Below are 26,148 nucleotides of genomic sequence, written 5' to 3'. Positions count from 1 at the left end.
ATCCCTGAAGGACGGCTGAAAGAACAGGCTAACCCATAAGAGGGGCCGGAGAATCTCCGACCCCTCTCATGAAGTGGTTACTTGACGGATCCGCCGGCCGCCACGATCTTCTGCTCGGCAGAACCCGAGACCTTGTCGACCGCTACGGTGAGCTTCACGGCGATGTCGCCGTTTCCGAGAACCTTGACCTTCTCGTTCTTGCGAACGGCACCCTTTGCGACCAGGTCGCCGATGGTGACGTCGCCACCCTTGGGGTACAGCTCCGCGAGCTTCTCCAGGTTCACGACCTGGTACTCGACGCGGAACGGGTTCTTGAACCCGCGCAGCTTCGGGGTGCGCATATGCAGCGGCATCTGCCCACCCTCGAATCCGACGCGAACGGTGTTGCGAGCCCTCGTGCCCTTGGTACCACGACCCGCAGTCTTACCCTTGGAGCCCTCACCGCGACCGACACGGGTCTTCGCGGTGTTGGATCCGGGGACCGGACGCAGGTGGTGCACCTTCAGCACGCCGGGGCGGGATGCCGGAGCATCCTTCTTCGGCGCAGCCTTCTTCGCAGCAGGCTTCTTGACGGCGTCGGCCTTCGCCGAAGACGCCTTTGCAGCTGCCTTCTTGGCGGCGGGCTTCTTCTCGGCTGCGGCCTTGGGAGCGGCAGCCTTCTTCGTGGCCTTCTCGGCCTCGACGGCTTCGTTCTTCTCAGCCATTAGTCGATCTCCTCAACCTTTACGAGGTGGGCGACGGTCTTGACGTAACCGCGCGTCTGCGCGTCGTCGGGGCGAACGGTGGTGTCACCGATGCGCTTCAGACCGAGGCTCCGCAGCGTGTCACGCTGGTTCTGCTTCTCGCTCACCTTGGACTTGACCTGCGTGACCTTCAGGCGCGCAGCCATCAGGCACCTACCTTCTGTGCGGCGATGGCGTCTGCCTCCGCACGGACGAGACGCGCGGGTGCGACCTGATCGAACTCGAGGCCACGACGTGCGGCGACCGCACGGGGCTCCTCGAGCATCTTCAGGGCGGTCACCGTCGCGTGCACGATGTTGATCGTGTTCGACGAGCCGAGCGACTTCGACAGCACGTCGTGGATACCGGCGCACTCGAGCACGGCGCGGACCGGACCACCGGCGATGACACCGGTACCGGCAGCGGCGGGACGAAGCAGGACGACGCCTGCTGCGGCCTCACCCTGCACGGGGTGCGGGATGGTGCTTCCGACGCGCGGAACGCGGAAGAAGTTGCGCTTGGCCTCTTCGACACCCTTCGAGATCGCCAGGGGGACCTCGCGAGCCTTGCCGTAGCCGACGCCCACCAGACCGTTGCCGTCACCGACGACCACGAGAGCGGTGAAGCTGAAGCGACGACCACCCTTCACGACCTTCGAGACGCGGTTGATGGTGACCACGCGCTCGAGGAACTGGTTGTCCCCACGGTCGCGGGAGTTGCGGTCACGGCCACCCTGGTTGCGGTCACCACGGCCACCGCCGCGGCGGTTGTCGCGCTGAGACGGCTCTGCCTGCGTGGTGCCGGTGGCAGTCTCGGAAGTGGCAGCTGCCGCTTCGGTCACTTCGTTCTCCTTGTTGTCACTCACAGTGCCAGACCCCCTTCGCGGGCGCCGTCGGCGATGGCGGCGACACGACCTGCGTAGCGGTTGCCGCCACGGTCGAACACTGCCTCGGAAACGCCGGCAGACTTCGCACGCTCGGCGAGAAGCTCGCCGACCTTGCGGGCCTTGGCGGTCTTGTCACCCTCGAGCGAGCGCAGGTCGGTCTCGAGCGTCGATGCCGACGCCACGGTGTGACCCTTGCTGTCGTCGACAAGCTGCACGAAGACGTGGCGAGCCGAGCGGTTGACGACGAGACGCGGACGCGACTCGGTGCCGACGACCTTCTTGCGAAGGCGGGCATGACGACGCGCGCGGGCGTCAGACTTTGACTTGAGAGCCATGGTTACTTACCACTCTTTCCGGCCTTGCGACGCACGATCTCGCCGGCGTAGCGCACGCCCTTGCCCTTGTACGGCTCGGGCTTGCGGATCTTGCGGATGTTCGCAGCTGCCTCGCCGACAGCCTGCTTGTCGATACCACTGACCGTGAGCTTGTTGGTGCCCTCGACCGTGAGCGTGATACCGGCGGGCGGGTCGATGAGGACCGGGTGCGAGAAGCCGAGAGCGAACTCGACCGAGCTGCCCTTCTGCGCCACTCGGTAACCGGTACCGACGACCTCGAGACCCTTGGTGTAGCCCTGGGTCACGCCGATGATGTTGTTGTTGATGAGCGTGCGGGTCAGGCCGTGAAGCGACCGGGACTCGCGCTCGTCGTCGGGACGGGTGACGAGAACCTGGTTCTCCTCGACCGCGACCTCGATGGGCTTGGCGACCGTCAGGGTGAGCTCACCCTTGGGGCCCTTCACCGCGACCTCACGGCCGTCGACCGAGATGGTCACGCCCGCGGGAACGTCGATGGGAAGTCGTCCAATACGCGACATTTTCGATTACCACACGTAGGCGAGAACTTCTCCGCCCACGCCCTTCTGCTCTGCCTGACGGTCGGTGAGAAGACCGGAGGAGGTGGACAGGATGGCCACGCCGAGTCCGCCGAGGACCCTGGGCAGCTCGGTGGACTTCGCGTACACGCGGAGGCCGGGCTTCGACACGCGCTTGATGCCCGCGATCGAGCGCTCACGGTTGGGGCCGTACTTCAGCTGCAGGGTGAGGTTCGTGCCGACGCGAGCGTCAGACGTCTCCCAACCGGCGATGTAGCCCTCCTGCTGGAGGATCTCGGCGATGTGCGTCTTGAGCTTGCTCGACGGCAGGGTCACGGAATCGTGATGCGCCGAGTTCGCGTTGCGCAGACGGGTCAGCAGATCTGCGACCGGGTCTGTCATTGTCATTGTTGTTTTCCTTTGTTCATGAGGTTCCGGCTGCCGTTACACGACAGACGGCCTGCGATGACACGCAATCTTCAATTGTACGGGATCGGGCGGGGCGCTGTGCGCCCCGCCCGAAACCGCTTACGCCTTGGCGTCTTCCGTACGGAAGGGGAAGCCGAGGTGACGCAGAAGCGCGCGACCTTCGTCGTCCGTCTTCGCGGTGGTGACGACAGTGATGTCGAAACCGCGAACGCGGTCGATCTTGTCCTGATCGATCTCGTGGAACACGCTCTGCTCCTGGAGACCGAAGGTGTAGTTGCCGTTCCCGTCGAACTGCTTGCCCGACAGACCGCGGAAGTCGCGGATGCGGGGCAGAGCGAGCGAGACGAGACGGTCCAGGAACTCCCACGCACGGTCACCGCGGAGGGTGACGTGTGCGCCGATGGCCTGGCCCTCGCGCAGCTTGAACTGCGCGATCGACTTGCGAGCCTTCGTGACGAGCGGCTTCTGACCGGTGATCTTGGTGAGATCGTCGATCGCGCCGTCGATCACCTTGCTGTCGCGGGCCGCTTCACCGACACCGGTGTTCACGACGACCTTGACCAGACCGGGGATCTGCATCACGTTGGTGTAGCCGAACTCATCCTGCAGCTTCTGCTGGATCTCGGCCTTGTACTTCGCCTTCAGGCGGGGCTGGATCTTGCCAGCCACCGCAGCGTCGGTGGTTGCCATCAGAGGTCCTTACCTGACTTCTTCGCGTACCGCACACGGACGGTGCGCTTGACGCCGTCCTTGGTCTGCTCCTCGACCCGGTGGCCGACCTTGGTCGGCTTCTTGGTCGAGGGGTCGACGAGTGCGACGTTCGAGATGTGGATGGAGGCCTCGACAGTCTCGAGGCCGCCCGTCTTGGTGCCACGCTGCGTCTGACCGACGCGCGTGTGCTTGGTGACGTAGTTCACGCCTTCGACGATGATGCGGTTCTTCTCGGCCAGGATCTCGAGGACCTTGCCCTGCTTGCCGCGATCTCCGCCACGCTCCTGCGTCGCTCCGGTGATGACCTGAACCAGGTCACCCTTCTTGATCTTCGCCATGACTTAAATAACCTCCGGCGCCAGCGAGACGATCTTCATGAACTTCTTGTCACGAAGCTCGCGACCGACCGGTCCGAAGATACGGGTGCCGCGAGGCTCCCCGTCGTTCTTCAGGATCACGGCGGCGTTCTCGTCGAACTTGATGTACGAGCCGTCGGGACGGCGCGTGGACTTGACCGTACGGACGATGACGGCCTTGACCACATCGCCCTTCTTGACGTTGCCGCCCGGGATCGCGTCCTTGACGGTCGCGATGATGGTGTCACCGAGACCGGCGTAACGGCGGCGCGAGCCACCGAGCACACGGATGGTGAGCAGTTCCTTCGCGCCGGTGTTGTCGGCGACCTTGAGGCGGGATTCCTGCTGGATCACTTGGCCTTCTCCAGAATCTCAACCAGACGCCAGCGCTTCGTGGCGCTGAGCGGGCGGGTCTCGTTGATCAGGACGAGGTCGCCGATGCCGGCGGAGTTCGCCTCATCGTGCGCCTTGACCTTCGAGGTGCGGCGGATGACCTTGCCGTAAAGCGGGTGCTTCACGCGGTCCTCGACCTCGACCACGATGGTCTTGTCCATCTTGTCGCTGATGACGTAGCCACGACGCGACTTGCGGTACCCACGGGCATCCGCATCGCGAACATCGTGTTCTGCGTGCTCAGCCTCGACGGCAGCTTCCTTCTTGGTGGCCATCACTCAGCCTCTTCCTTCACGGCGTCGTCGGCGGAGTCCGCCTTCTTCGCCTTCGACTTGGTCGCCTTCTTGGCCGGAGCCTCGACGGGAGCGGGCGTCGCGCGGATGCCCAGCTCACGTTCGCGGATCACGGTGTACAGGCGCGCGATGTCGCGCTTGACGGCGCGGATGCGGCCGTGGCTCTCCAGCTGGCCGGTGGCCGACTGGAAACGGAGGTTGAACAGCTCCTCCTTGGCCTTACGCAGCTCCTCAACGAGGCGCTGGTCTTCGAACGTGTCGAGCTCTGCCGGAGCGAGCTCCTTGGTGCCGATCGCCATTACGCGTCGCCCTCCTCGCGCTTGATGATGCGTGCCTTGAGAGGCAGCTTGTGAATGGCACGGGTCAGTGCCTCGCGAGCGAGTTCCTCGCTCACGCCTGAGACCTCGAAGAGGACGCGACCCGGCTTGACGTTGGCGACCCACCACTCGGGGGAACCCTTACCGGAACCCATGCGGGTCTCGGCAGGCTTCTTCGTGAGGGGACGGTCAGGGTAGATGTTGATCCACACCTTGCCGCCACGCTTGATGTGACGCGTGACCGCGATACGAGCGGACTCGATCTGACGGTTCGTCACGTAGGCAGGCGTGAGCGCCTGGATACCGTAGTCGCCGAAGGAGACCTTCGTGCCACCAGTCGCCTGGCCGCTGCGACCGGGGTGGTGCTGCTTACGGAACTTGACCTTGCGGGGAATAAGCATCAGGCAGACGCTCCTTCTGCGACAGGGGCCTCGTTGCGAGGCGCGCGGCGGCGGTCGCCACCACGGTCGTCGCGACGGGACTTCGGGGCGTTGGCCTGCTCGCGAGCAAGCTCCTTGTTGGTCAGGTCACCCTTGTAGATCCAGACCTTCACGCCGATGCGGCCGAAGGTGGTCTTCGCCTCGTAGAAGCCGTAGTCGATGTTCGCGCGCAGCGTGTGCAGCGGCACACGACCCTCGCGGTAGAACTCCGAGCGGCTCATCTCGGCGCCGCCGAGGCGGCCGGAGACCTGGATGCGGATGCCCTTGGCACCAGCGCGCTGCGCGCCCTGGAGACCCTTGCGCATCGCACGACGGAACGCCACGCGAGCAGAGAGCTGCTCGGCGATGCCCTGTGCGACGAGCTGAGCGTCGGCCTCGGGGTTCTTGACCTCGAGGATGTTCAGCTGGATCTGCTTGCCCGAGAGCTTCTCGAGGTCGCCGCGGATGCGCTCGGCCTCGGCGCCACGACGACCGATCACGATGCCCGGACGGGCGGTGTGGATGTCGACGCGGACGCGGTCACGGGTGCGCTCGATCTCGATGTTCGAGACACCGGCGCGGTCGAGCTGCGTCTTCAGCAGGTTGCGGATCTTGATGTCCTCGGCGACGTAGTCGGCGTAACGCTGACCCGGCTTCGTCGAGTCCGAGAACCAACGCGACACGTGGTCCGTGGTGATGCCGAGGCGGAAGCCGTACGGGTTTACTTTCTGTCCCATTACTTGCTCGCCTTCTTGTTGCTGTCGCTTGCAGCGGCCGGAGCCGCCTCAGGCGTCGAGAGCACGACCGTGATGTGGCTCGTGCGCTTCTTGATCTGGAAAGCGCGACCCTGTGCACGGGGGCGGAAACGCTTGAGCGTCGACCCCTCGTCTACGTAGGCGTTAGCCACGTACAGGTCCTGCTCGTCGAGGTATTCGCCGTCACGATCCGCCTTGACCTGCGCGTTGGCCATGGCCGACGCGACAAGCTTGTAGATCGGCTCACTGGCGCTCTGCTGTGCGAACTTCAGGATCGCCAGAGCCTCCTGGGCCTGCTTGCCCTTGATGAGCGCGACGACACGACGAGCCTTCTGAGGGGTCACGCGGATGTGTCGCACGCGTGCGATGGACTCCACCATTTCTCTCTCCTCTATCGCCACCGCGTCAGCGGCGGCGGCCCTTCTTGTCGTCCTTCTCGTGGCCGCGGAAGGTGCGGGTGGGCGCGAACTCGCCCAGTTTGTGGCCGACCATGGTCTCGGACACAAACACGGGGATGTGCTTGCGACCGTCGTGGACCGCGATCGTGTGACCCAGCATGGCCGGGATGATCATGGACCGGCGAGACCAGGTCTTGATGACGTTCTTGGTGCCGGCTTCGTTCTGCACGACCACCTTGCGAAGCAGGTGATCGTCGACGAAGGGGCCCTTCTTAAGACTGCGAGGCATCTTCTCTTACTCCTACTTACGCTTCTTGCCGGCGTTACGACGACGCACGATGTACTTGTCGCTTTCCTTGTTGGCGTGACGGGTACGACCCTCAGCCTGGCCCCACGGGGAGACGGGGTGACGTCCACCGGACGTCTTGCCCTCACCACCACCGTGCGGGTGGTCGACCGGGTTCATCGCGACACCACGGACGGTCGGGCGGACGCCCTTCCAGCGCATACGGCCGGCCTTGCCCCAGTTGATGTTCGACTGCTCGGCGTTGCCGACCTCGCCGATCGTCGCGCGGCAGCGCGAGTCGACGTTGCGGATCTCGCCCGAGGGCAGACGCAGCTGGGCGAAGTTGCCGTCCTTGGCGACGAGACGGACGGATGCACCGGCCGAACGCGCCATCTTCGCGCCGCCACCGGGACGGAGCTCGATCGCGTGGATGACGGTACCCGTCGGGATGTTCTTCAGCGGGAGGTTGTTGCCCGGCTTGATGTCGGCACCAGCACCCGACTCGATGACGTCGCCCTGCTTCAGCTTCGCCGGCGCGAGGATGTAGCGCTTCTCGCCGTCGAAGTAGTGCAGCAGCGCGATGCGAGCCGTGCGGTTGGGGTCGTACTCGATGTGAGCGACCCGGGCGTCGACGCCGTCCTTGTCATTGCGACGGAAGTCGATGACACGGTACTGGCGCTTGTGGCCACCACCGATGTGACGGGTCGTGATGCGGCCCTGGTTGTTGCGACCACCGGTCTTCGAGAGCGGGCGCAGCAGCGACTTCTCCGGCGTCGATCGGGTGATCTCGGCGAAGTCAGCCACCGACGAGCCGCGACGGCCCGGGGTCGTGGGCTTGTACTTGCGAATAGCCATTATTGTCCTTATCCCCCGGATCAGCCGATTGCCGTGAAGATGTCGATGGTGCCCGACTTCAGGGTCACGATGGCACGCTTGGTGTCCTTGCGCTTGCCTGCGCCGAAGCGGGTGCGACGAGCCTTGCCGACGCGGTTGAGGGTGTTGACCCCAGCGACCTTGACGCCGAAGATCTTCTCGATGGCGAGCTTGATCTCGGTCTTCGAAGCGCGCGGGTCGACGAGGAAGGTGTACTTGCCTTCGTCGATGAGCCCGTAGCTCTTCTCGGACACGACCGGCTTCAGGATGATGTCGCGCGGGTCCTTGTTCAGGGCCGTCTGGAGAACAGCTGCCTGCTCGCTCATGCGGAGACCTCCTGGTTGGCGCCGGACTTGGAGGCGATGAAGCCCTCGAGCGCGGCCTGGGTGAAGACGATGTCGTCGGAGACGAGCACGTCGTAGGCGTTGAGCTGGTCGAACGTCAGCACGTGCAGGTTCGACAGGTTGCGGATGCTCTTCAGCGTCACGTCGTCGTTGCGCTCGATGACGACGAGCACGTTCTTCGACGAGACGACGTTGGTGAGGAAGTTCACCGCGGTCTTGGTCGAAGGCGTGCCGTTGATGCCGAACGACGCGATGGCGTGGATGCGGTCTCCGCGGAAGCGGTCGCTGAGCGCGCCCAGAAGGGCGGCGGCGATCATCTTCTTGGGGGTGCGCTGCGAGTAGTCGCGCGGCTTGGGGCCGTGCACGATTCCACCGCCGGTCATGTGCGGCGCGCGGATCGAGCCCTGACGGGCGTTACCCGTGCCCTTCTGCTTGAAGGGCTTGCGGCCTGCACCCGAGACCTCACCGCGACGCTTGGTCGAGTGGGTTCCCTGGCGAGCCGCCGCGAGCTGCGCGACGACGACCTGGTGGATGAGCGGGATGTTCGTCTTGGCGTCGAACAGCGCGGCGGGAAGCTCGATCGAGCCAGCCTTCTTGCCGTCTGCGTTGAGGACGTCAAGCGCGAGAGTGGAGTCAGCCATGATCAGGCACCCTTCACTGCGTTGCGGACGTAGACGATACGGCCACGAGCACCGGGGACAGCGCCCTTGACGAGCAGCAGACCCTTCTCGATGTCGACGGCGTGCACCGTGAGGTTGAGGACGGTCACGCGCTCGCCACCCATACGGCCGGCCATGCGCATGCCCTTGAAGACGCGGCTCGGGGTCGACGATGCGCCGATCGAGCCGGGCTTGCGGTGGTTGCGGTGCGAACCGTGCGAAGCCGAGACGCCCTTGAAGTTGTGACGCTTCATGACACCGGCGAAGCCCTTGCCCTTGCTCGTGCCGACGACGTCGACGAGCTGGCCTGCTTCGAAGGTGCCGTCGACCGTGAGCTCCTGGCCCAGCGAGTAGTCGCCGGCATCCGCGGTGCGGATCTCGGTGACGTGACGACGCGGCGTGACGCCAGCGGCCTCGAAGTGAGCGGTCAGCGGCTTGTTCACCTTGCGCGGGTCGATCTGGCCGTAGGCGATCTGAACGGCGTTGTAGCCGTCCTTCTCGGGGGTACGGATCTGCGTGACCACGTTCGAGGCGAGCTCGATGACGGTGACGGGAACGAGCTTGCCGCTCTCGTTCCAGACCTGGGTCATACCGAGCTTGGTGCCCAGCATGCCCTTGGAAATCTTGGAGTTGATATCAACCATGGCCGACCTCAGAGCTTGATCTCGATGTTGACATCGGCAGGCAGGTCGAGACGCATCAGCGAGTCGACAGCCTTGGGCGTCGGGTCGATGATGTCGATCAGACGCTTGTGGGTGCGCATCTCGAAGTGCTCGCGGCTGTCCTTGTACTTGTGGGGCGACCGGATGACGCACACGACGTTCTTCTCGGTCGGCAGGGGCACGGGTCCGACGACCGTTGCGCCCGCGCGGGTCACCGTGTCGACGATCTTGCGTGCGGACGTGTCGATGACCTCATGGTCATACGACTTCAGGCGAATGCGGATCTTCTGTCCCGCCATTGTCTGCTCTCTCTCTTTAAGCGTCTTACCGACCTGGGCCGGGTGACCCAGGGGCATTGGACGCACGTCGGCGCTGTTCGCGCCTCGGCACTCAGACGGCTCTCGCGAGTCGATCTGCTGCACCACTGTTCTGCTGTCATCCCGCACGCCTCGCAGCGAGCGGGTTTCCGACCTCCGCCGCGCACGGCGAAGCCCTCGTGATGAAGATGTCGGGATCGTTCTGCCACCCGCGGCCTAGGTCCCTGCGCGTCTGCGCCGCCTATGCACTGTCGTGATGGTGATCCGGACACGCTGAGCACGCCGGAATGTCGAACCTGTCTATTCTGCCACGGCCGATTTCACTTGCGCAAACCCGGGCGTGTCGCGTTCGCTGTGCATCCCCTGGGCACGTCCGTCAGGAAGAGCGGGAGAGCGGGGCGAGGCATCCCCATGCCTCGCCCCGCTTGGGGAGGGCGTTCAGTGCGAGGGGGCACACCGAACGCGAGAAGCCCGGCGTGAAGGGACGCCGGGATCCTCGACCGAGGGCGCGGCGAAGCGACCGCCGCGCGGGCGGGATGACGTCAGAGCGCACAGAGTGCGCGCGTCGCACGATGATCCCCAAAATCGTTATCCCCAGTTTGACGCGGCGAACCGCGTGAGTTCAGGATGTCGAACCCCTTCGGCATCCCTGATCGCAAGTTCCCCAGGCGATCGTCATCCATTCTAAGGGGACGCCGCCCTGAAACGCGATACCGCCGGACGGAATACCTGGTGCCGGATGCAGAAGAGCGGCGGCTCCCCCGTCGGGAGGAGTCGCCGCTCTCGGTGCCAGTCGCGAGTTCTACTCGTTGCCGACGGCCTTGTCGGCGGTGTCGCGGATCTCGTCGATCTTGTCGGCGGCCCCGGGCGCGATCTTCTTGGCGAAGTCGGCGACGCCGTCGAGCACCTTGTCGCTGATGTCCTCGGCCTGCTCGCTCTTCACTGCCTCGGCGATCTTGTCCTTGTTCTGCTCGTACAGATCCTTGCCCTTGTTGACAGTCTCATCGATACCCATAGCGGGCCCCCTTGTATCCGTTCTGATGCGCCGGATCCCGACGCACGTTCATTCTGCACGCAACGGGTGGCCGGCGGAAGTATTTCAGAAGGCGGCCGTCGGTTCTACGAGACCCAGTAGTTCTTCTTGACCGTCACCTGCTGGATCCGAAGCCCCCCGTTCAGTGCACGGACCTCCGCGAACAGACGAATCGGGGCCGAGAGCGAGTAGGGAAGGGAGTAGTGCCCGTAGGTCGGTGAGTTCCTGGTCGTGGCTATCGTCCCGTGAATCTCGAGCGCCGGTTGAGGAGTGACGTTCGTGACCCCTCCACTCGCGTTGAGCGTCTCCGCCACCACTCGAACCTGGAAGCCTCTCGTGACACCGCTCGCGGTGAAGTAGATCGTGAGGTCGCCGGTCTCTTTGACTGTCGCGCTGCTGTGCGCGAGCCAGTACAGGTCTGCGGCGACCGGCACTCGAGTCCAGACGCCGACCGGCACTATGGCGTTCCACGAATAGGTGCTGGACTGATGAATGGGCACGGGGTCCTCCGGTTGGGCGTAGTTCTCGAAGTCGACGGAGTTGGTGAATCCCATCTGCAGCGGAGTACCGCCGATCCACAGGGACACGTGCACATGAGGGCCGTACCCGTTGTCGCTGCCGAAGCCGGACGCGCCCGAGTAGGCGATCACCTGTCCGCGCACGACACGCGAGCCCAGGGGCACCGTGCTCGATCGCAGATGCAGATAGCGGATGTAGTTGCCGTCGTCGGTGCGGAGCGCCAGGTAGCGTCCGGTCGCGGTCGTCGTGGAATCCTTGCGATCGACGATCACTCCGTCGGCGGCCGCCCGGATCTGCGTGCCGACGACGACCGCATAGTCGGTACCGGGCTCGCCGGATGGCGGATTCCGATTCTTATGCCCCTGCCAGGAGCTCGAGATGGGGACGTTGCCACAGGGCCGAAGGTAGGTTCCTGCCGCGGTCGCGCTGAGCCCCGGAGAGAACACGTCCCAGCCGACGGCGGATGCCCCGAGCGCAGTGCCCGCCGCTATCAGCATCACGCGCCGCGAGAAGATCGGCTGCGGCGTGTGGCTCCTCGAGGGCTCTACGTCCCCCGCGTCGCACACTAGCGATCGCCGCCTTCATTCTCGCCGCGGATCAGGTTCTGGATCTGCTCCTCCGGCAGCGGCTCGAGCGACGCCGATGACATGCCGAGCTCGGGTGCAGAGGGCGTACCGCCGATCGTGCACTGGGCCTGCGCCTCGAGCCCGGAGGCCTGCGCAGGAACCAGCACGAGCCATTCGGGCGAGACCAGTCGCTGCTCGATGCGGGTGTCTTCGATCGTGAAGGCGACGTCGGCCGGGAAGGCCGAGAGCGTCGCGTCGATGCAGATCTGCGCCAACTCCGCACTGGCGAATCCGCCGAAGTCGTCGGACGCGGTCGGCGTCGGCTCCGGGGCGACCGACGGCTCGGAGGTCGGCTGAGCGGTCGATGGCGTGGGGTCGGGAGTCGAAGCCGTCGAGGTCGGAACGGGGCTCGACGCGCCCGGAGCCGCAGCGCAGCCCGAGGCACCGCCGACGAGGAAGACGACCAGAGCACTCGCGGCGACACACCGGGCAAGGGGGGATCTCATGTTTTTGAATGTACCCAGCGACCGGCCTCAGCCGTGGATGCGACGCGGACAGTCGCCGGGAATCTTCGCGACCCGGACTCAGTGCGCCGTGGCACCGGGGGCGACCACCGTGCGCACCGTGCGGAACAGGATGATGAGGTCCTGCATGAGCGACCAGTTCTCGACGTAGTACAGGTCGAGGCGGATGGTCTCCTCCCACGACAGCGACGAGCGCCCGCTCACCTGCCAGAGTCCGCTCATGCCCGGCTTGACGAGCAGGCGGCGATGAGCGAAGTCGTCGTAGAGCGCGACCTCCGTGGCACGCTGCGGCCGCGGTCCGACGAGGCTCATGTGCCCGAGGAACACGTTCACCAGCTGAGGGAGCTCGTCGATGGAGTGTCTGCGGAAGAAGCGTCCGACCTTCGTGATGCGAGGGTCGTCGTTGATCTTGAACAACGGCGTGCCGGCGGCGCCCTGCAGATCGAGAAGCGTCGCCAGTTGGTCGTCGGCGTCGGCCACCATCGACCGGAACTTGAGCATGCCGAACGTATGTCCTCCGCGGCCGATCCGCTCCTGACGGAAGAAGATGCTGCCAGGTCCGTCGATGCGGATGGCGATAGCCGCGACGAGGAAGACCGGAGACAGGGCGACGAGGAGCAGCGAGGATCCGACGATGTCGAAGGCGCGCTTGAGGAAGCGCTTCGCGCCTTCCATGCGGGGGAAGTCGACGTGCACGAGGGGCAGACCGGCGACGGGAGTCGCATGCATGCGCGGCCCGGCGATATCCGTCAGCACCGGGGCCATGATGAGCTGGATGTCACGGTCAGACACCGAGTATCCCAGGCGGCGCATCGTCAGGGGGTCGAGGTCATCCGACCCGACGATGATCAGCGCATCGAAGCGCACCTCATCGAGCACCCGCTCGACGTTGGCGATGTCGCCCAGCACCTCGAAGCCCGAGATGTCGGCAGCGGAGGTGTTCTCGGTGATCACGCCGAGGATCTCGTACCCGCTGCTCTTCGCCCGCCGGATCTCGCGCCCGACGAGGGCCACCTTCGACGGCTCGCCGATCACGACCGCCCTGTGCAGATACTGCCCCGTCTTCTGCCGACCACGCAGCCACTGGCGGCACATCCATCGCGACAGCAGCAGAAGCACCAGACCGAGGGGGAAGACGACAGCGACGAGGGCGCGGGAGAGCTCCATCCCGAGGAAGAACGCGATCGCGACGGTGACCGCGAACACTCCGATCGACGCGTTGACGATGCGTCGGTATTCATCCGCTCCGTGCCCGACGGTGTGGCGGTCCCGCGAATCCGCCACGTCCAAGGCGATCAGCCAGAGGATGCCGATCGATGCGAGCACGACCAGGTACGACACTCGGGGTCCGCTGGGCCAGGACACACCGGTCAGAAGCCCGGGAAGCACGATGATCGCGGCGACGATCAGCGTGACCAGCACGACCACCACGTCGTTGTAGAAGAGGCGACTCGCGTAGAGCCGAGTCCACGCTGCTCGCCGCATCTTCTTCACACGAACCTGGGCGGTGCTCGTCGACTCACGCGGGGCGCTGAAGCCACCGTGCTCGACTTGAACGACGACGACTCTCACCCCCCTCGGCTGTACTGACGCCAGAACGCGAGCAAGTATATCGGTCTGCCCGGAATCGGGGACAGGCCTCAGCCGGAGCAGCCGTCCGTGACGACGGGCTTCGCGCCCCGCACCATCGGGTTGGTCCTCACCTCGAGAGGGCCGTAGTCGTCATCGCCGCCGACGAACGTCGCGGTGACGTCGACCGAATCACCCGGGTCGAACCAGGCCTCGAACGCGACCACCGGCCGACCGAGATCATCGATGTCACGATGCATGACCGACACCTCGTCACCGTTGAAGGTCGCATCGGCGAGCGTGGTCCCCGGAGGACCGTAGACGAAGATCCAATCGCGGAACCGGGCGCCGAAGGTCATGCTCTGCACATAGCGCGGCAGCGCCTCGGCCTGGCGCTGCGTCAGCGGCAACGTGAGCGATGCGGTGGCCGTGAACGTCGCCGTGTCTGCTTCGCACACGGCAGTGGCCGTCGTCGCCGTCTCCGTGAAGTAGTCGATCTTCGAGCCGTTGCTGTTGTTGAAGTAGATGCCCATGGTGGTCACGTTGGAGTTGTCCGCCGGAAGCACCCCGCTGATCTTGGCCCCTTCGATCGCCTCAGCCACCTGCTCGTCGTCGCTCCAGACCAGCACACTGCCGTGAGACGCGCTCTCCGTGATGGCCCACAGCATGTCCTTCAGATCGAAGTCACCGGCGGCGATCTTGTCGAAGACCGCGGCAGCCGTGTCGGCGAAGAATCCGTCGACGAGTTCGGGCTCCTTGTACGAGTCCCAGCGCCCGTAGACCTCGCTCAGCAGCAGGGAGACCGCGTTCTCTTCGGAGAGGACCTCGCCCGAGGCGAGCTCGATGGGGCCCGTCGCCTTGAGGATGCGCCCCAGCGCCAGCGGATCGATCGAGACCACACCGGCGATCTCGTCGTCTGCGATGTCACGCTGCCACCAGGCACGCATGATCTTCGCTGCGGTGGGGAAGTCGGGGCGGCTCATGCTCGTGTTGATGTGGTCGACGAGATAGCGCGTGTACAGCTGGATGGCGTTCGGGGGCACCTCCACGTCGACAGCGACGCCGTTCTGATAGTTGCCGCTGTCTCCCTGCGCGCCGATCGCGATCGACCCTTCATCGACCTTCACGAGAGTCTGGGCTGCGGCGCTGCCCCCGAGTGCGAGCGTTTCGGCGTTGTTCTGGAAGACGAGGAGATACTTGCGCTCGCCGTCGCCGCCGAGCAGTTTCGGAAGGACCCCGATCATCGGGGCGGCCGCCGACATCACCTCGTCGACCTGATCGACTCCCTCGCGCACGACGGAGACCAGGAAGGGCGACTTGGAGACGGACTCCAGTCCGTCGGCGAGCTCGGTGATGTGCGTCGCCTGGTCGTCTGTGGCATCGAGGAGCCGCTCGGTGATCGATCCGGTGGAATCCTCGTCACCCATCACCGGCACGGCGACGCCGTTGACGAGTGCGTCGAGCGACTGCGCCGCGAGGCGCACACCTTTGAGGTTGTCGCCCACGACCGGGACCCACTCCATGACCCACCACACAGGGTCGGACGCCGCGGCACCGGCGCTGGCGGCGCTTTCGGAGAGCTGAGGGAGCGCATCGTCGACGTCGCCGCCGCCCTGGATCTCCGAGATGAGGTCCTGGCTCTGGACGAGTCCGTCCTTCACCGTGATCGCGCGCAGTCCCACCCAGCACACCGCGATGAGGAAGGCGATGATGACCAAGATGACAACGGTCCAGATTCGGCGCCGCCTCCGCTGACGGCCCGGCATCCGCTCGTCGATGCCCTGCGCATCCTGACGCTCTGCGCTCATGGACGACGTACCTTTCGTGCGGGGGTGATCTGGTGAATTGTACCGGCGACGCCTGAAGCCGCCCCGTCCGCGCTCACTCGGACTCCGAGGAGATGAAGATCGGAGACGCGCCGAGAGTCAGCGAGACCTCGCCGTCCTCGGGCTCGATCGTCTCGGTGTTTCCGGACATGTCGGTGACAGTCAGGGGAACGTCGGACGTGAAGGTGCGCTGCACCTCGCCCTGCGGCGCCCACGCGATGCGCGTCGCCTCATCTCCTGAACCGAAGACCTCGACCGAGGTCTGCTCATCGGATTCATCCGAGGTGAAGGCCTTGTCGCGCAGCTGAGTGATCATCAGCGCCTGGGCGAAAGCCCCGGGCTTCGGAGCGAGAGCGACGACGCCTGCACGTGGTGCGTTCTCATAGAGCCCGAAGTTCGCTTCGCCCGCAGCGGGGTCGGGGGTGTCGTTCACCAGGTCGTACCAGAAGTACTTCTCGACGCCGTTGGCGAAGGCAAGCGCCTGGTTGCGCACCATCATCTGCCCCTGCTCGAGCAGCGAGACTCCTGCATAGTGCGTCGGGAACCCCATCTCGGTCACCCACACGGGCCGGGTCTCCCCCGCGGTCTCCTGCATGTCGGCGTAGGACTGCTGCACGGTTCCCGCGATCAGATCGGCGTCGCGGTTGATCCACGATTCGTACGGGTGGTAGCTCGCCACATCGGTCACGCCCATCCCGCCGGCCTGCCAGAACCCGACGAACCAATCGCGGTCGTAGAGTGCCGTGGAACCGGTGACGATCGGGAGCTCCGGATACGCCGTGCTGACGTGGTCGCGGACCGACTGCGCGATGGGCACGTAGCATGCAGGCGCCGCCCCGCACGCCGTGTCGTTCTCACGATGGTTGAACTCGTTCAGCACCTCGAGTCCGACGAGGTCGAACCTGTCGGCGACGGCCTTCGCATAGGCGCCGTATGCCTGGATCGAGGTCTCATTGCCCGGTGCCTTCCTGGCGCCGTAGAGCCTGTTGCCGTAGACGACGAGGCCCAGCAGCTTCACGTCGTTCGCGTGCATGCGCTCGAACTCGCGCACATAGTTCTCATCCCACGCGTACTGCCCGGCGACCTTCTCGTTCCGCTCCCACGAGATGTCGTTGCGCACCTCGGCGAAGCCGATCGCAGCCGCCAGCGAACCCGTGCCGACGAAGGCCTCCTTCTCGACATGCGCTCCCACCCCGAAGCGGCCGTCCTGGGCCACGGCGAAGCCGTCGGCGTCGATCACAGCGACATCCGTCTGGATCTGCCGACCCGCGGAGTCGTTGACGGCGACCGTGTAGTGTCCCTGCGATACGCCGGTCAGGGGCAGGGCGGAAAGCGGACCCGTGGAACCGAACTCGCCGGTGATCGGCTCACCACCGGACGTCGACGTGGCGCTCCACTGCACGGGCCCTTCAGCGAGCGAGACGGCGAGCAGAGCGGATTCGTCGGTCATGATCAGAGAGTCGTTGACGATGCCGGCCGGCGTCTGCACGGCCTCGAACGATCCGTTGGGCACGAGGTTGTCGCCGCCGGCCGCGGTGATCGACACGTCGTCGATCCCGAAACCTCGCACGGCACCGGAGAACGCGACGTCGAACGTCGACTCGGCGGGCTGATCGCTCGCCGACGTGAACGGGAACTCGATCGTCTCCCACTCCGCATCCAACTCGGGAAGCGTGAAGGTCTGACCCGCCACGTTCAGGCGAACCCCGGTCTCGGTCTTCTCCTCGGCGAGCACCCGCACGGATACTCGGAGCGTGTAGTCCGTGCTCGGAGCGAGCGCGACGGGTGCGGACGCAGCGATGATGTCCGCATCGTCGGCCGGCGCATCCACGCGCAGCGACACGGCGCCCTGCGCCGCGTCGCCGACCTCGGGAAGGACCGTGCCTACTACTCTGCGGTCCGCGAGCGTCCATCCGTCGACCGAAGCCCGCGCGACGTTCGTGACAGGGACCACGGCCGGCTGTTCGGTCACGACCGGCTCGGGAGTGGCCTCCGGCGATGGCGATGCCTCGGCGCGAGGCTGAGCCTGCTGCCCGGAGATCACCATCGCAGCCGCGGCGCCCCCTCCGACAAGGAGCACGGTGACCGCGCTCGCGATGATGATCGTCTTCTTCGTCGCGCGCAGAGCCATCATGTCCTTCCCCCGTAGTGTTCGCCTTCCAACATATCGGGTGGAGTCGAGACGAAGCTGACAGCCCATCGCAGCCGTGTGCGCAGAACTTCCCTAGACTCGACGCATGCTTGCAGAGGCCCCGCCGACACTGCGCGCCCGCGCACGACGGGGTGCGAGGTCGGCGCTGTGAGCGGCGTGCTGGTGCACGAATGGCTCGCGCCGAGAGGCGGCTCCGAGAACGTCTTCGAGGCCATGAGCGAGGTGTTCCCGGACGCCGCGCGCTATTGCCTGTGGAATGACAGCGAAGGTCGCTTCGAGGTCGACGGCGAGACGTGGTTGGCTCGCACTCCGCTGCGCGGGCGCAAGGCCGCAGCCGTGGGACTGATGCCTCTCGCGTGGCGGACTCTTCCGAACGTGGAGGCGGACTGGATCCTCGCGAGCTCGCATCTCTTCGCACACCACGCGAGATTCGCAGGAGCTGGGCACAGCGCCCCGAAGCTGGTGTACGCCCACACCCCGGCGCGCTACATATGGAATCCCGAGCTCGATGTGCGCGGCGACACCTTCGCCGCGAGGACCGCAGCGAAGATGCTGAAGGGGCTCGATCGCAGGCGCGCCCAGGAGCCGATCGCGATCGCGGCGAACAGCGTGTTCGTGCAGAAGCGCATCGCTCAGGCATGGCACCGCGAGAGCACCGTGATCCACCCTCCCGTCGACGTGACCGGCTTCCTCCGCGCACCGGAGCCGGACGCACGCGATGAGGCCGCCCTCGCTCTCCTGCCTGAGACCTTTCTCCTCGGCTTCTCTCGATTCATCCCCTACAAGCGGCTGGATCTCGTGATCGAGGCCGGCGTCGCCGCCGACGTGCCCGTCGTGCTCGCGGGTGCGGGCCCGGACGAGGCTCGTCTCCGTTCGATCGCCGAGGAGCGCGCGCCCGGTCGGGTCTTCTTCGTGCGGTCGCCGGGAACAGAGCTCTACCGGGCACTTCTGCAGCGCTGCATCGCCCTCGTCTTCCCCGCCGTCGAGGACTTCGGCATCGTCCCCGTGGAGGCCATGGCAGCAGGGCGACCTGTGATCGCCACCCCCGTGGGCGGGACGGCCGAGACGATCGTCGACGGCAGCACCGGCGCGTTCGTCGAGCACTGGTCGCGCGACGAGCTGCGCCGCGCGGTCGACGTGGCCGGCGGCGTGTCCCCCGAGGCATGCCGAACGCAGGCGAAGAAGTTCTCCGAAGCGGTGTTCGCCGATCGCATCAGGGAGTGGGTGGCGGAGTCGGTCGACGGGGCGCGCCTGCCGGAGACGAGGAGCGCGTGACCGTCCTCGTCGACGACCGGTACCGCGGTACGCACGGCATCGGCCGCTACGCCGCGGAGGTCCTCCCCCGGCTGGCGCTGCCCTGGGAGTCGCTGAACCTCGGCGGCACCCCGTTCTCGGCGGTCGACGCGTTCCGCTCGGTGGGTGCGGCGGCCGTGCCCGGTGCCCTCGTCTACTCACCGGGGTACGGCGCTCTCGTGCGCGCTCGGAAGCAGCTGCTCACACTGCACGATCTCATCCAGCTGAGCAGCCCGGGCCTCGACCGCTGGAAGTTCGCGGCCTACTACTCCGGTCCGGTCAGAGACGTCATCCGCAGAACCGGCGTCGTGCTCACCGTCTCAGAGACGTCGGCTCGAGCGCTTCGTTCGTGGGTACGGGATGACGGGGTCGAGATCGTCAATGCCGGCAACGGATGCTCTGATGCCTTCCGCCCGCGCGCAGACGCGCTCCCACAGTCCGACCCCTACGTGCTGTTCGTCGGCAACGGCCGCGCACACAAGAACCTCGACGTCGTTCTCGACGCGCTGGCCTCGGCACCCGACCTGCGCCTCGTGGCTGTCGTCCCCGAGCGCGAGATCGCAGACCTCGAGGCCAGGGCGACGCACCGGCTCGTCGACGCCAGAGTGCGCTGGGTGAGCGGTATCGACGATGAGGAGCTGGCGGACCTCTACCGCGGCGCTGCGGCGACAGTGATGCCCTCGACGCTCGAAGGGTTCGGGCTTCCCGCCCTGGAGTCGATCCGCTGCGGCACGCCTGTCGTGCACTGGGCGGAGTGCGAATCGGTCGCGGAGATCGTCGGAGATCGCGGTCATGCGGTGCACTCCGCCGACGATGTGCAGGAGTGGGCGCACGCGCTGACCGAGGCGATGTCCGTTCAGCGACGGGTGTCGCCGCCCGAGGGCTACGACTGGAACCGCACCGCGGGGATCATCTCGGAGACGATCACCAGACTGCTCGACTGATCAGGCTCGGCGTCCCCGGATCGACCGGAGGAAGTCCTCGAGCGAATCGGTCTTGCGCTCCCACGATGCGGCAGACGCCGCGTCGGCGCCTGCGCGGTTCGGCGACGTCTGTGCGAGCGCGCGTTCGAGCGCGGCATCCGCGCCGCTGTCGTCGGTGTACACCTCGATGCCGAGATCGGATGCTGCGCGGATGCCGGGCGTCTCGCGCGCCACGACGGCGAGGCCGGCGGCGAGGTACTCGTAGAGCTTCATCGGGCTGCGGCCGGCGTTGAGGGGACTGTCGGAGAGCGGCAGAAGACCGACCCGCGCCGTGTGCAGCAAAGCCGGGACCTCTGTGTAGGCGACGGGCCCGACGATGTCGACGTTCGACGGCAGGGGACGCGGCGGGCGCGCGTCCGGCCCGGCGATGACGAACCCGACGTCCGGCCGTGCTCGTGCCCAGGCCTCGACCCGTTCCCAGTCGAACCGGCTGTCCAGCGCCCCGACATAGACACACCGCGCCGCACGGGGAGTGCCTTCGGCGGCAGACGGTGCGAAGCGCGCGACCTCAGCCCCGTTCTCCAGCACGAGGGAGGGCACGCGCAGCGCTCCGAGTCCTCGCAGGACCTCGTCGGATGTGGCGATCACGCCGTCGACCTCGTCGAGGATGCGTCGCTGCAGAGCGTGCTTCAGTCCGTCGAGATACAGGTCTGTGGGTCGATAGATCACGAGATTCGAGAGCGATCGCACGGAACCGTCCCACAGCAGCGGCTGATCGATGAGCACGGCATCGAATGCGGCGGAGATGCCCTCGCGCTGCAGCATCCGAGCAACGGTCGGCGCTCCCAGCGGCGCCGGCATCGTCGTACGAGGGACGACCTGCAGCACTCCGTCATCGTCGCGTCGAGCGCGACGAGGCACGATCGCCAGGTGCTGTCGATCCACACGTCCGGTCACCCGATGGAGGAGGGAGATCGGGGTGCTCAGATGCACGACGTCCGCTCCGCGCCCAGCGAGCACACGGGAGTAGTGGTGGCTGCCGACCCGGAAGGCGCCGAAGGGGTGGCTGTGCGAGAGGAACAGGATGCGCGCGGGCGGGGTGCTGGCTCGCCCCGCGGCGTCGGTCATGCTCGCACCCTGCGCACGGCATCGCGGATCCCGTGCTGGATTCCTTCGAGAGTCGCCGCCGCGATGCGCACGCGCTCGGAGACCTCGGCCGCGCGTTCCGGCGTCGGGAGAAGCACCGCGCGCATGCGCGTCGGATCATCCGCGGACGAATCGACGGAGACGCCGTGCAGCCCGATGGCCGCGAACGCCTTCGTGATCTTCATCGTGGGTCGGGGAACCAGTTCGACGGGAACCGCCCCGCTCAGGGCAGCGAGCACGAGCACGTGCATGCGGTCGCTGATGACGATCTGCGCCGCGTCGTAGCGATGACGCAGGCGTTCCTCCTGCTCGAGGGGATCAGTGTCGCCCCAGTCCTCGAACTCACCGCCGAGCAGCCGGGCGAGTTCGCGCGCTCGGCTCTCGTCTTCGCGCACCTGCACGACCGTGCGGATCGAGAGGCCAGCGCGCTCGGCTGTCTCACGCACCGCGCTGAGCCACTCCGCATCCGGCAGCGGGCGCGCACCGCGCAGACTCACCAGCAGCTCGGAGCGCTCGCCCCACGGGAGTCCAGGGCGCGTCCCTGCCGAGAATCCGATATCCGGCGCCAGCCGGCCGCATCGCGCAGTCGCGAGCGTCGACTCGTCGCGCCACAGAGTCACCTGCGAGAGCCGGGCCGCCAGGCGATGAATCGCGAGCGAGGGCTGCGAGGGCGCGCGGATACCTCGCGGCGGGCGGACGACGACCCCGCCCTTGAGACGGACGATGAGAGTCTCGGCCAGGAACACGAGCTCTCTGAGCCCGTTGCCGCGGTCGAGCGGAATCTCGCCCGCTTCGAACACCAGCACGGGGTGTCGAGGAGCGAGAACGAGAAGACGGAGCCACCGCGGCACCGACTTCTTGTCGCGCAGCACGATCGCGTCGGCAGGCACGCCCAGTTGCGTGAGCCAGACATCGGGCGCATCTCCGGTGTAGGCGACCAGCTCGTCGCTCGTGCCCATCGCCCACCCGAGGGTCTCACGGCGGATCAGCGCGTCACCGATGTTGCCCGCGGGCCCTGTGAGCGATACGAAGGTTCGGGTGGCGCGGGGCGCTCTGGACGATCGTGAATCCCGGCGGCGCATGAGGTGGATCTCCTCGGTCCGATGCATCGGACGATCAGGGGGTGGTGGTGCCGGTTCCCGGGTCGAAGACGGGAGGCTCCGTGATCGGTGGCGTCGTGGGCTCAGGCGCCGGATCGGTGGGCGGCGTGGTCGGTTCGGGCTCGACGGGGGGCGCCGGCTCGGACGGGGTGACCGGCTGGGGCTCAGTCGGCTGCGAGGGCTGCGGTTCGGGCCGAGAGTCCTCGTAGTCGGGCTCCTCTTCCTCGACCGGCAGCACTCGCGCGACCGAAGCGGACGCGCTGACCCGCACGCCGTCGGCGTTCTCTGCGGTGACCGTGTAGACGACGGCCTCTTCCGCACAGGAGAAGGGCACGGCTCGATCGGAGAGGTTCTCCGGCAGGGCTGCAGCGAGCGGTAGCTCGAGCGCATCGACCTGTGTCTCTGCCGCCGCGATCGCGACGCTCTCCGCGTCGTCGATCTGCCAGCTCAGCAGCACCTGTCCGTCTTCAGCGTCCTCAGAGGCGCATTCGACGGTGGCCGTGTTGACGGCGAAGCTCTGAATGACCGGATCGGCGGCGGCGGCCGCGGACGGCGCGGCTGTCGGACGCGGGGACGACTCGGGTTCGGTGGGAGCTGCGACGCTGCTCAGCGTGCCGATGATCGCCCCCGCGGCCACAGCGAGGAGCACGGCGACGCCGGAGAGCACCATCAGCAGAACGCTGCGCTGTCTCGTGCGCTTCTCATCGCGGCGGTGCCGCTCGCGACGGGCGATCGCTCGTGGCTCGTCTGCGGCGGAGGAGAGCGCGACGGGCACCGAATGCGCTCGCGACGAATCACCGTCCACGACGGTGCTCGGATCGAACCCGACCGCGACCGGTGCGTTCTTCGTCGAGGGCCTCGGTGCGGAGGCCGCGCCGACAGCGCTGGCGCCGGGGTTCCTCGTCCACGCGATGTACTCGGAGATCACATCGTCGGCGGGGCCGTCGGCGATGAGCTCGCCCTTGTGGACCCAGAGCACGCGCTCGCAGGTCTCCTTGAGCGACCCGACCGAGTGGCTGACGATCATCACCAGACCGGCGCTGTCACGCAGCTCGTTGATGCGCTTCTCGCTCTTCGCCCGGAATCGTCGATCTCCGACGGAGAGCGCCTCATCGATCAGCAGGATCGAATGCGCTCTCGCCGAAGCGATGGCGAATCGTAGGCGGGCCGCCATACCGGAGGAGTAGGTCCGCATCGGATGGTAGATGAAGTCATTGAGCTCTGCGAAGTCGGCGATCTCACCGACCTGAGCCGCCGCCTCATCGGGAGCGAACCCCATCGCCAGCAGGCCGAGTCTGATGTTGTTCTCCCCCGAGAGCTCGGGGACGAGTGCGGCATTCACACCGAGCAGAACGGGTCGCTCGCGAGCGAAGATCGCGCCCTCGGAGGGGGGGATCAAACCGCTCATCGCCCGGAACAGGGTCGATTTCCCGGATCCGTTGTGCCCGACGACACCGATCGACTCACCCTCGGTGGCAGTGAAGCTGACTCCGCGCAGCGCGGGGACCACCTGCAGATCACGCCCGCCCCGGATCGAGCTCAGACTCGTCAGGGACTCTCGTGCGGTCATCCTCTTGCCTGCGGCGAAGACGCGATAGTTGACGTGCACGTCGTCGGCGATCATCATCGCCCGCGGCGCATGAGCTGCCACGGGAGACTGTCCGGGGAGCAGGAGGTCAGTCACTGAGTCCGTACCTCGGTTCGCCCTGCCAGAAATAGAGCACGCCGCCGACGAGCATCACCAACGCCCAGACCGGAGCAGCGATCCATGCGAGCAGCGGTGCCGAGTATCCGGACAACAGCACGTCTCGCGCGAGGGAGATGAAGTCGTACGTCGGGATCAGGTGCACGATCGTGAGGATCGTCGGGAATTCGGCGAGTGCGCCGTCGACGTTGAAGAAGATCCCGCTCGCATAGAAGAGCACACGGTTGATGATCGGCACCAGCTGCTGGATGTCGCGCGTGCGCACCGCGATACGGGCGACCACCAGTGCGACACCGAAGTTGAACACGCCCATGACCGCGAGGATCGGAACGATGAGCAGCCACGACCATGAGATCGGCTCACCCAGGATCAGCAGGAGGATGCCGAGCAGGACCACGACGGGGATCATTCGCATCGCCTGTTCGGCGATCACGGACGCCGGGAGCAGAATGCGCGGGAATCCGAAGCTCTGCACGAGCTTCGCGTTGCTGGTGATCGCCTTCGACCCGCTGCCGAAGCACCCGGTGAAGAACTCGAACACGAAGACGCCGACGATGAGATACGGCACGAAGTTCGCGGGTCGTGCGGCACCGGCGAGGATGAAGTTGAAGATGGTCCCGTAGACGATCGCGAGCGCGAGAGGCTTGAGAACGATCCACAGGACGCCGAGTCGGTTCGGCAACAACCCTGCGATCAGACGGCTGCCGGCCAACCGCAACGCAAACGTGCGCAGACGCCACGTCTCGACGAGGTAGACGCCCAATCGAGGACGTGTCCCCACCTCCGTCAGACCGGCGGTCGCGGGCACAGCCATCGCTCCCATTCGGAATCCTCTACCTCTCTCTACCCCGATGCGCGGCGAGTCTGCACCAGGGCGGCATATCGGATCATGCTACCCCACACGGCGATTCCGTCGCCCTGAGGCGACTCAGTCGCGACCGTAGATGTCGCGCGTGTAGATCTTGTGGGCGACGTCGTCGAGCGCATCGGTCGAGCGGTTGGCGATGATCACATCGGCCCGGGCTTTGAACTCGTCGAGATCACGGACGACCTCCGAGTGGAAGAACTCGTCCTCGTCGAGGGACGGTTCGTAGACGACCACCTCGACGCCCTTCGCCTTGATGCGCTTCATGATGCCCTGGATGGACGACGCGCGGAAGTTGTCGGACCCGGACTTCATGACGAGGCGGTAGACACCGACGGTTCGTGGCTCTCGGGCGAGGATGTCGGTGGCGACGAAATCCTTGCGTGTGCTGTTGGCGTCGACGATCGCCGCGATGAGGTTCTGCGGCACCTTGGAGTAGTTCGCCAGCAACTGCTTGGTGTCCTTCGGCAGGCAGTATCCGCCGTAGCCGAAGGAGGGGTTGTTGTAGTGCGACCCGATGCGCGGGTCGAGTCCCACACCCTCGATGATCTGCTTGGTGTCGAGCCCGTGCACGACCGCGTAGGTGTCGAGCTCGTTGAAGTACGCCACGCGCAGCGCCAGGTAGGTGTTGGCGAAGAGCTTGATCGCCTCGGCTTCGGTCGACTCGGTGAGCAGCACGGGCACGTCGGTGGCGATCGCGCCCTCGAGCAGAAGCGCGGCGAAGGCCTCTCCGACAGGGCCGCGGTCACCGACGACGATGCGCGACGGATAGAGGTTGTCGTGCAGCGCGCGCCCTTCGCGCAGGAATTCCGGCGAGAAGACGATCGCCGCCCGCGGATGCTCTGCGTTCATGCGCGCGGTGAATCCCACCGGCACCGTCGACTTGATCACGATCGCCGCGTCAGGGTTCACCGCGAGGACCGTATCGATGACGTTCTCGACCGTCGAGGTGTCGAAGTAGTTGGTGACCTCGTCGTAGTTCGTCGGGGTGGCCACGACGACGAAATCCGCGTTCTTATAGGCCGCCTCGGCATCGACCGTCGCTGTGAGGTCGAGATCATGCGTGGCGAGGTAGTCCTCGAGTTCGACATCGGCGATGGGCGAGACTCGGCGACTGAGCATCTCGACCTTGGCGGGGTCGATGTCGACGGCGAACACCTCGTGGTGCTGGGCGAGGATGACGGCGTTGGACAGGCCGACGTATCCGGTCCCTGCGATGGCGATCTTCATGCCCTC

Annotated in this window: 33 protein-coding genes; 2 read left to right on the top strand and 31 right to left on the bottom strand. The window is 66.2% G+C overall.

The window, feature by feature from the left end; translation table 11 throughout:
- Positions 1-77: 77 nt before the first annotated feature.
- The 26 genes from rplO to QMA07_RS00530 form a co-directional block, all read right to left on the bottom strand.
- Positions 78-704 (bottom strand): 50S ribosomal protein L15, encoded by a 627-nt coding sequence (rplO, locus tag QMA07_RS00655; RefSeq protein WP_290159186.1) that lies wholly within the window; start codon positions 702-704, stop codon positions 78-80.
- Positions 704-889 carry a 50S ribosomal protein L30 gene (rpmD, locus tag QMA07_RS00650; protein WP_140037889.1) on the bottom strand — a complete coding sequence of 62 codons (186 nt, stop codon included), beginning with the start codon at positions 887-889 and terminating at the stop codon, positions 704-706. The genes rplO and rpmD overlap by 1 nt, the downstream gene beginning before the upstream one ends.
- Positions 889-1,563, bottom strand: coding sequence for a 30S ribosomal protein S5 (gene rpsE, locus QMA07_RS00645; RefSeq protein ID WP_258184276.1), 675 nt, complete (start codon positions 1,561-1,563; stop codon positions 889-891). The genes rpmD and rpsE overlap by 1 nt, the downstream gene beginning before the upstream one ends.
- A 20-nt stretch (positions 1,564-1,583) precedes the next feature.
- Positions 1,584-1,943: a 50S ribosomal protein L18 gene (gene rplR / locus QMA07_RS00640; protein WP_042538778.1), complete on the bottom strand. Its 360-nt coding sequence runs from the start codon at positions 1,941-1,943 to the stop codon at positions 1,584-1,586.
- Positions 1,944-1,945: 2 nt separating this feature from the next.
- Positions 1,946-2,482 (bottom strand): 50S ribosomal protein L6, encoded by a 537-nt coding sequence (rplF, locus tag QMA07_RS00635; protein WP_042538776.1) that lies wholly within the window; start codon positions 2,480-2,482, stop codon positions 1,946-1,948.
- Positions 2,483-2,488: 6 nt separating this feature from the next.
- Complete coding sequence (rpsH, locus tag QMA07_RS00630) at positions 2,489-2,887, bottom strand: 30S ribosomal protein S8 (RefSeq protein WP_140037891.1); 399 nt, start codon at positions 2,885-2,887, stop codon at positions 2,489-2,491.
- Between the two features lie 120 nt (positions 2,888-3,007).
- The gene (gene rplE, locus QMA07_RS00625) at positions 3,008-3,598 is read right to left on the bottom strand and encodes a 50S ribosomal protein L5 (RefSeq protein ID WP_042538772.1); all 591 of its coding nucleotides are present in this window, start codon (positions 3,596-3,598) and stop codon (positions 3,008-3,010) included.
- Entirely contained in the window at positions 3,598-3,957 is a 360-nt protein-coding gene (rplX, locus tag QMA07_RS00620) for a 50S ribosomal protein L24 (protein WP_140037892.1), read from the bottom strand. Before rplX ends, rplE begins: the two co-directional genes overlap by 1 nt.
- A gap of 3 nt (positions 3,958-3,960) precedes the next feature.
- Positions 3,961-4,329, bottom strand: a complete 369-nt coding sequence (rplN, locus tag QMA07_RS00615; RefSeq protein ID WP_042538766.1) for a 50S ribosomal protein L14 — start codon at positions 4,327-4,329, stop codon at positions 3,961-3,963.
- Positions 4,326-4,643: a 30S ribosomal protein S17 gene (rpsQ, locus tag QMA07_RS00610; protein ID WP_053097480.1), complete on the bottom strand. Its 318-nt coding sequence runs from the start codon at positions 4,641-4,643 to the stop codon at positions 4,326-4,328. The genes rplN and rpsQ overlap by 4 nt, the downstream gene beginning before the upstream one ends.
- Entirely contained in the window at positions 4,643-4,960 is a 318-nt protein-coding gene (gene rpmC, locus QMA07_RS00605) for a 50S ribosomal protein L29 (protein WP_017829202.1), read from the bottom strand. The genes rpsQ and rpmC overlap by 1 nt, the downstream gene beginning before the upstream one ends.
- Positions 4,960-5,379, bottom strand: a complete 420-nt coding sequence (gene rplP, locus QMA07_RS00600) for a 50S ribosomal protein L16 (RefSeq protein ID WP_042538761.1) — start codon at positions 5,377-5,379, stop codon at positions 4,960-4,962. Before rplP ends, rpmC begins: the two co-directional genes overlap by 1 nt.
- Complete coding sequence (gene rpsC / locus QMA07_RS00595) at positions 5,379-6,134, bottom strand: 30S ribosomal protein S3 (RefSeq protein WP_042538759.1); 756 nt, start codon at positions 6,132-6,134, stop codon at positions 5,379-5,381. Before rpsC ends, rplP begins: the two co-directional genes overlap by 1 nt.
- Positions 6,134-6,532, bottom strand: a complete 399-nt coding sequence (gene rplV, locus QMA07_RS00590; protein WP_290159178.1) for a 50S ribosomal protein L22 — start codon at positions 6,530-6,532, stop codon at positions 6,134-6,136. Before rplV ends, rpsC begins: the two co-directional genes overlap by 1 nt.
- Positions 6,533-6,557: 25 nt before the next feature.
- The gene (gene rpsS, locus QMA07_RS00585) at positions 6,558-6,839 is read right to left on the bottom strand and encodes a 30S ribosomal protein S19 (protein WP_017829205.1); all 282 of its coding nucleotides are present in this window, start codon (positions 6,837-6,839) and stop codon (positions 6,558-6,560) included.
- Between the two features lie 12 nt (positions 6,840-6,851).
- Positions 6,852-7,691, bottom strand: a complete 840-nt coding sequence (gene rplB, locus QMA07_RS00580; RefSeq protein ID WP_042538755.1) for a 50S ribosomal protein L2 — start codon at positions 7,689-7,691, stop codon at positions 6,852-6,854.
- A gap of 20 nt (positions 7,692-7,711) precedes the next feature.
- On the bottom strand, positions 7,712-8,035 hold the full coding sequence (gene rplW, locus QMA07_RS00575) for a 50S ribosomal protein L23 (RefSeq protein WP_042538754.1): 324 nt from the start codon (positions 8,033-8,035) through the stop codon (positions 7,712-7,714).
- Positions 8,032-8,694, bottom strand: coding sequence for a 50S ribosomal protein L4 (rplD, locus tag QMA07_RS00570; RefSeq protein ID WP_290159172.1), 663 nt, complete (start codon positions 8,692-8,694; stop codon positions 8,032-8,034). Before rplD ends, rplW begins: the two co-directional genes overlap by 4 nt.
- Before the next feature lie 2 nt (positions 8,695-8,696).
- The gene (rplC, locus tag QMA07_RS00565) at positions 8,697-9,356 is read right to left on the bottom strand and encodes a 50S ribosomal protein L3 (protein WP_056312872.1); all 660 of its coding nucleotides are present in this window, start codon (positions 9,354-9,356) and stop codon (positions 8,697-8,699) included.
- An 8-nt stretch (positions 9,357-9,364) separates the two neighbouring features.
- Positions 9,365-9,673: a 30S ribosomal protein S10 gene (gene rpsJ, locus QMA07_RS00560; RefSeq protein ID WP_005050520.1), complete on the bottom strand. Its 309-nt coding sequence runs from the start codon at positions 9,671-9,673 to the stop codon at positions 9,365-9,367.
- An 820-nt stretch (positions 9,674-10,493) separates the two neighbouring features.
- Positions 10,494-10,706 carry a hypothetical protein gene (locus QMA07_RS00555; RefSeq protein ID WP_042538748.1) on the bottom strand — a complete coding sequence of 71 codons (213 nt, stop codon included), beginning with the start codon at positions 10,704-10,706 and terminating at the stop codon, positions 10,494-10,496.
- A 104-nt stretch (positions 10,707-10,810) separates the two neighbouring features.
- Positions 10,811-11,740: a peptidoglycan DD-metalloendopeptidase family protein gene (locus QMA07_RS00550; protein ID WP_290159468.1), complete on the bottom strand. Its 930-nt coding sequence runs from the start codon at positions 11,738-11,740 to the stop codon at positions 10,811-10,813.
- Positions 11,741-11,808: 68 nt separating this feature from the next.
- The gene (locus tag QMA07_RS00545) at positions 11,809-12,315 is read right to left on the bottom strand and encodes a hypothetical protein (protein ID WP_290159139.1); all 507 of its coding nucleotides are present in this window, start codon (positions 12,313-12,315) and stop codon (positions 11,809-11,811) included.
- A gap of 78 nt (positions 12,316-12,393) precedes the next feature.
- A complete protein-coding gene (locus tag QMA07_RS00540; protein WP_290159137.1) occupies positions 12,394-13,818 on the bottom strand; it encodes a sugar transferase in 1,425 nt (474 codons plus the stop codon).
- 155 nt (positions 13,819-13,973) lie between these two features.
- The gene (locus QMA07_RS00535; RefSeq protein WP_290159136.1) at positions 13,974-15,710 is read right to left on the bottom strand and encodes a DUF4012 domain-containing protein; all 1,737 of its coding nucleotides are present in this window, start codon (positions 15,708-15,710) and stop codon (positions 13,974-13,976) included.
- Positions 15,711-15,783: 73 nt separating this feature from the next.
- Positions 15,784-17,862, bottom strand: a complete 2,079-nt coding sequence (locus QMA07_RS00530) for a hypothetical protein (RefSeq protein ID WP_290159134.1) — start codon at positions 17,860-17,862, stop codon at positions 15,784-15,786.
- Positions 17,863-18,027: 165 nt separating this feature from the next.
- On the opposite strand from QMA07_RS00530, the gene QMA07_RS00525 reads away from it, so the two are divergent.
- Both QMA07_RS00525 and QMA07_RS00520 read left to right on the top strand, forming a co-directional pair.
- Positions 18,028-19,155, top strand: coding sequence for a glycosyltransferase (locus QMA07_RS00525; RefSeq protein WP_290159133.1), 1,128 nt, complete (start codon positions 18,028-18,030; stop codon positions 19,153-19,155).
- Entirely contained in the window at positions 19,152-20,117 is a 966-nt protein-coding gene (locus tag QMA07_RS00520; RefSeq protein WP_290159131.1) for a glycosyltransferase family 1 protein, read from the top strand. Before QMA07_RS00525 ends, QMA07_RS00520 begins: the two co-directional genes overlap by 4 nt.
- Here the strand turns inward: QMA07_RS00520 and QMA07_RS00515 are convergent, their stop codons facing one another.
- The 5 genes from QMA07_RS00515 to QMA07_RS00495 all read right to left on the bottom strand — a co-directional run bounded on the left by QMA07_RS00515 (position 20,118) and on the right by QMA07_RS00495 (position 26,142).
- Positions 20,118-21,224 (bottom strand): glycosyltransferase, encoded by a 1,107-nt coding sequence (locus tag QMA07_RS00515; protein WP_290159129.1) that lies wholly within the window; start codon positions 21,222-21,224, stop codon positions 20,118-20,120.
- Complete coding sequence (locus tag QMA07_RS00510; RefSeq protein WP_290159128.1) at positions 21,221-22,351, bottom strand: hypothetical protein; 1,131 nt, start codon at positions 22,349-22,351, stop codon at positions 21,221-21,223. Before QMA07_RS00510 ends, QMA07_RS00515 begins: the two co-directional genes overlap by 4 nt.
- A gap of 7 nt (positions 22,352-22,358) precedes the next feature.
- Positions 22,359-24,026: an ABC transporter ATP-binding protein gene (locus QMA07_RS00505; protein WP_290159127.1), complete on the bottom strand. Its 1,668-nt coding sequence runs from the start codon at positions 24,024-24,026 to the stop codon at positions 22,359-22,361.
- Entirely contained in the window at positions 24,019-24,870 is an 852-nt protein-coding gene (locus tag QMA07_RS00500) for an ABC transporter permease (protein ID WP_290159126.1), read from the bottom strand. Before QMA07_RS00500 ends, QMA07_RS00505 begins: the two co-directional genes overlap by 8 nt.
- A gap of 105 nt (positions 24,871-24,975) precedes the next feature.
- Positions 24,976-26,142: a nucleotide sugar dehydrogenase gene (locus QMA07_RS00495; protein WP_290159125.1), complete on the bottom strand. Its 1,167-nt coding sequence runs from the start codon at positions 26,140-26,142 to the stop codon at positions 24,976-24,978.
- Positions 26,143-26,148: the final 6 nt, after the last annotated feature.

Origin of the sequence: Microbacterium sp. APC 3901 (genome assembly GCF_030407765.1) — a bacterium.
In the GTDB taxonomy this organism is placed as follows: domain Bacteria; phylum Actinomycetota; class Actinomycetes; order Actinomycetales; family Microbacteriaceae; genus Microbacterium.
This window is presented reverse-complemented; position numbering and strand designations above follow the sequence as displayed.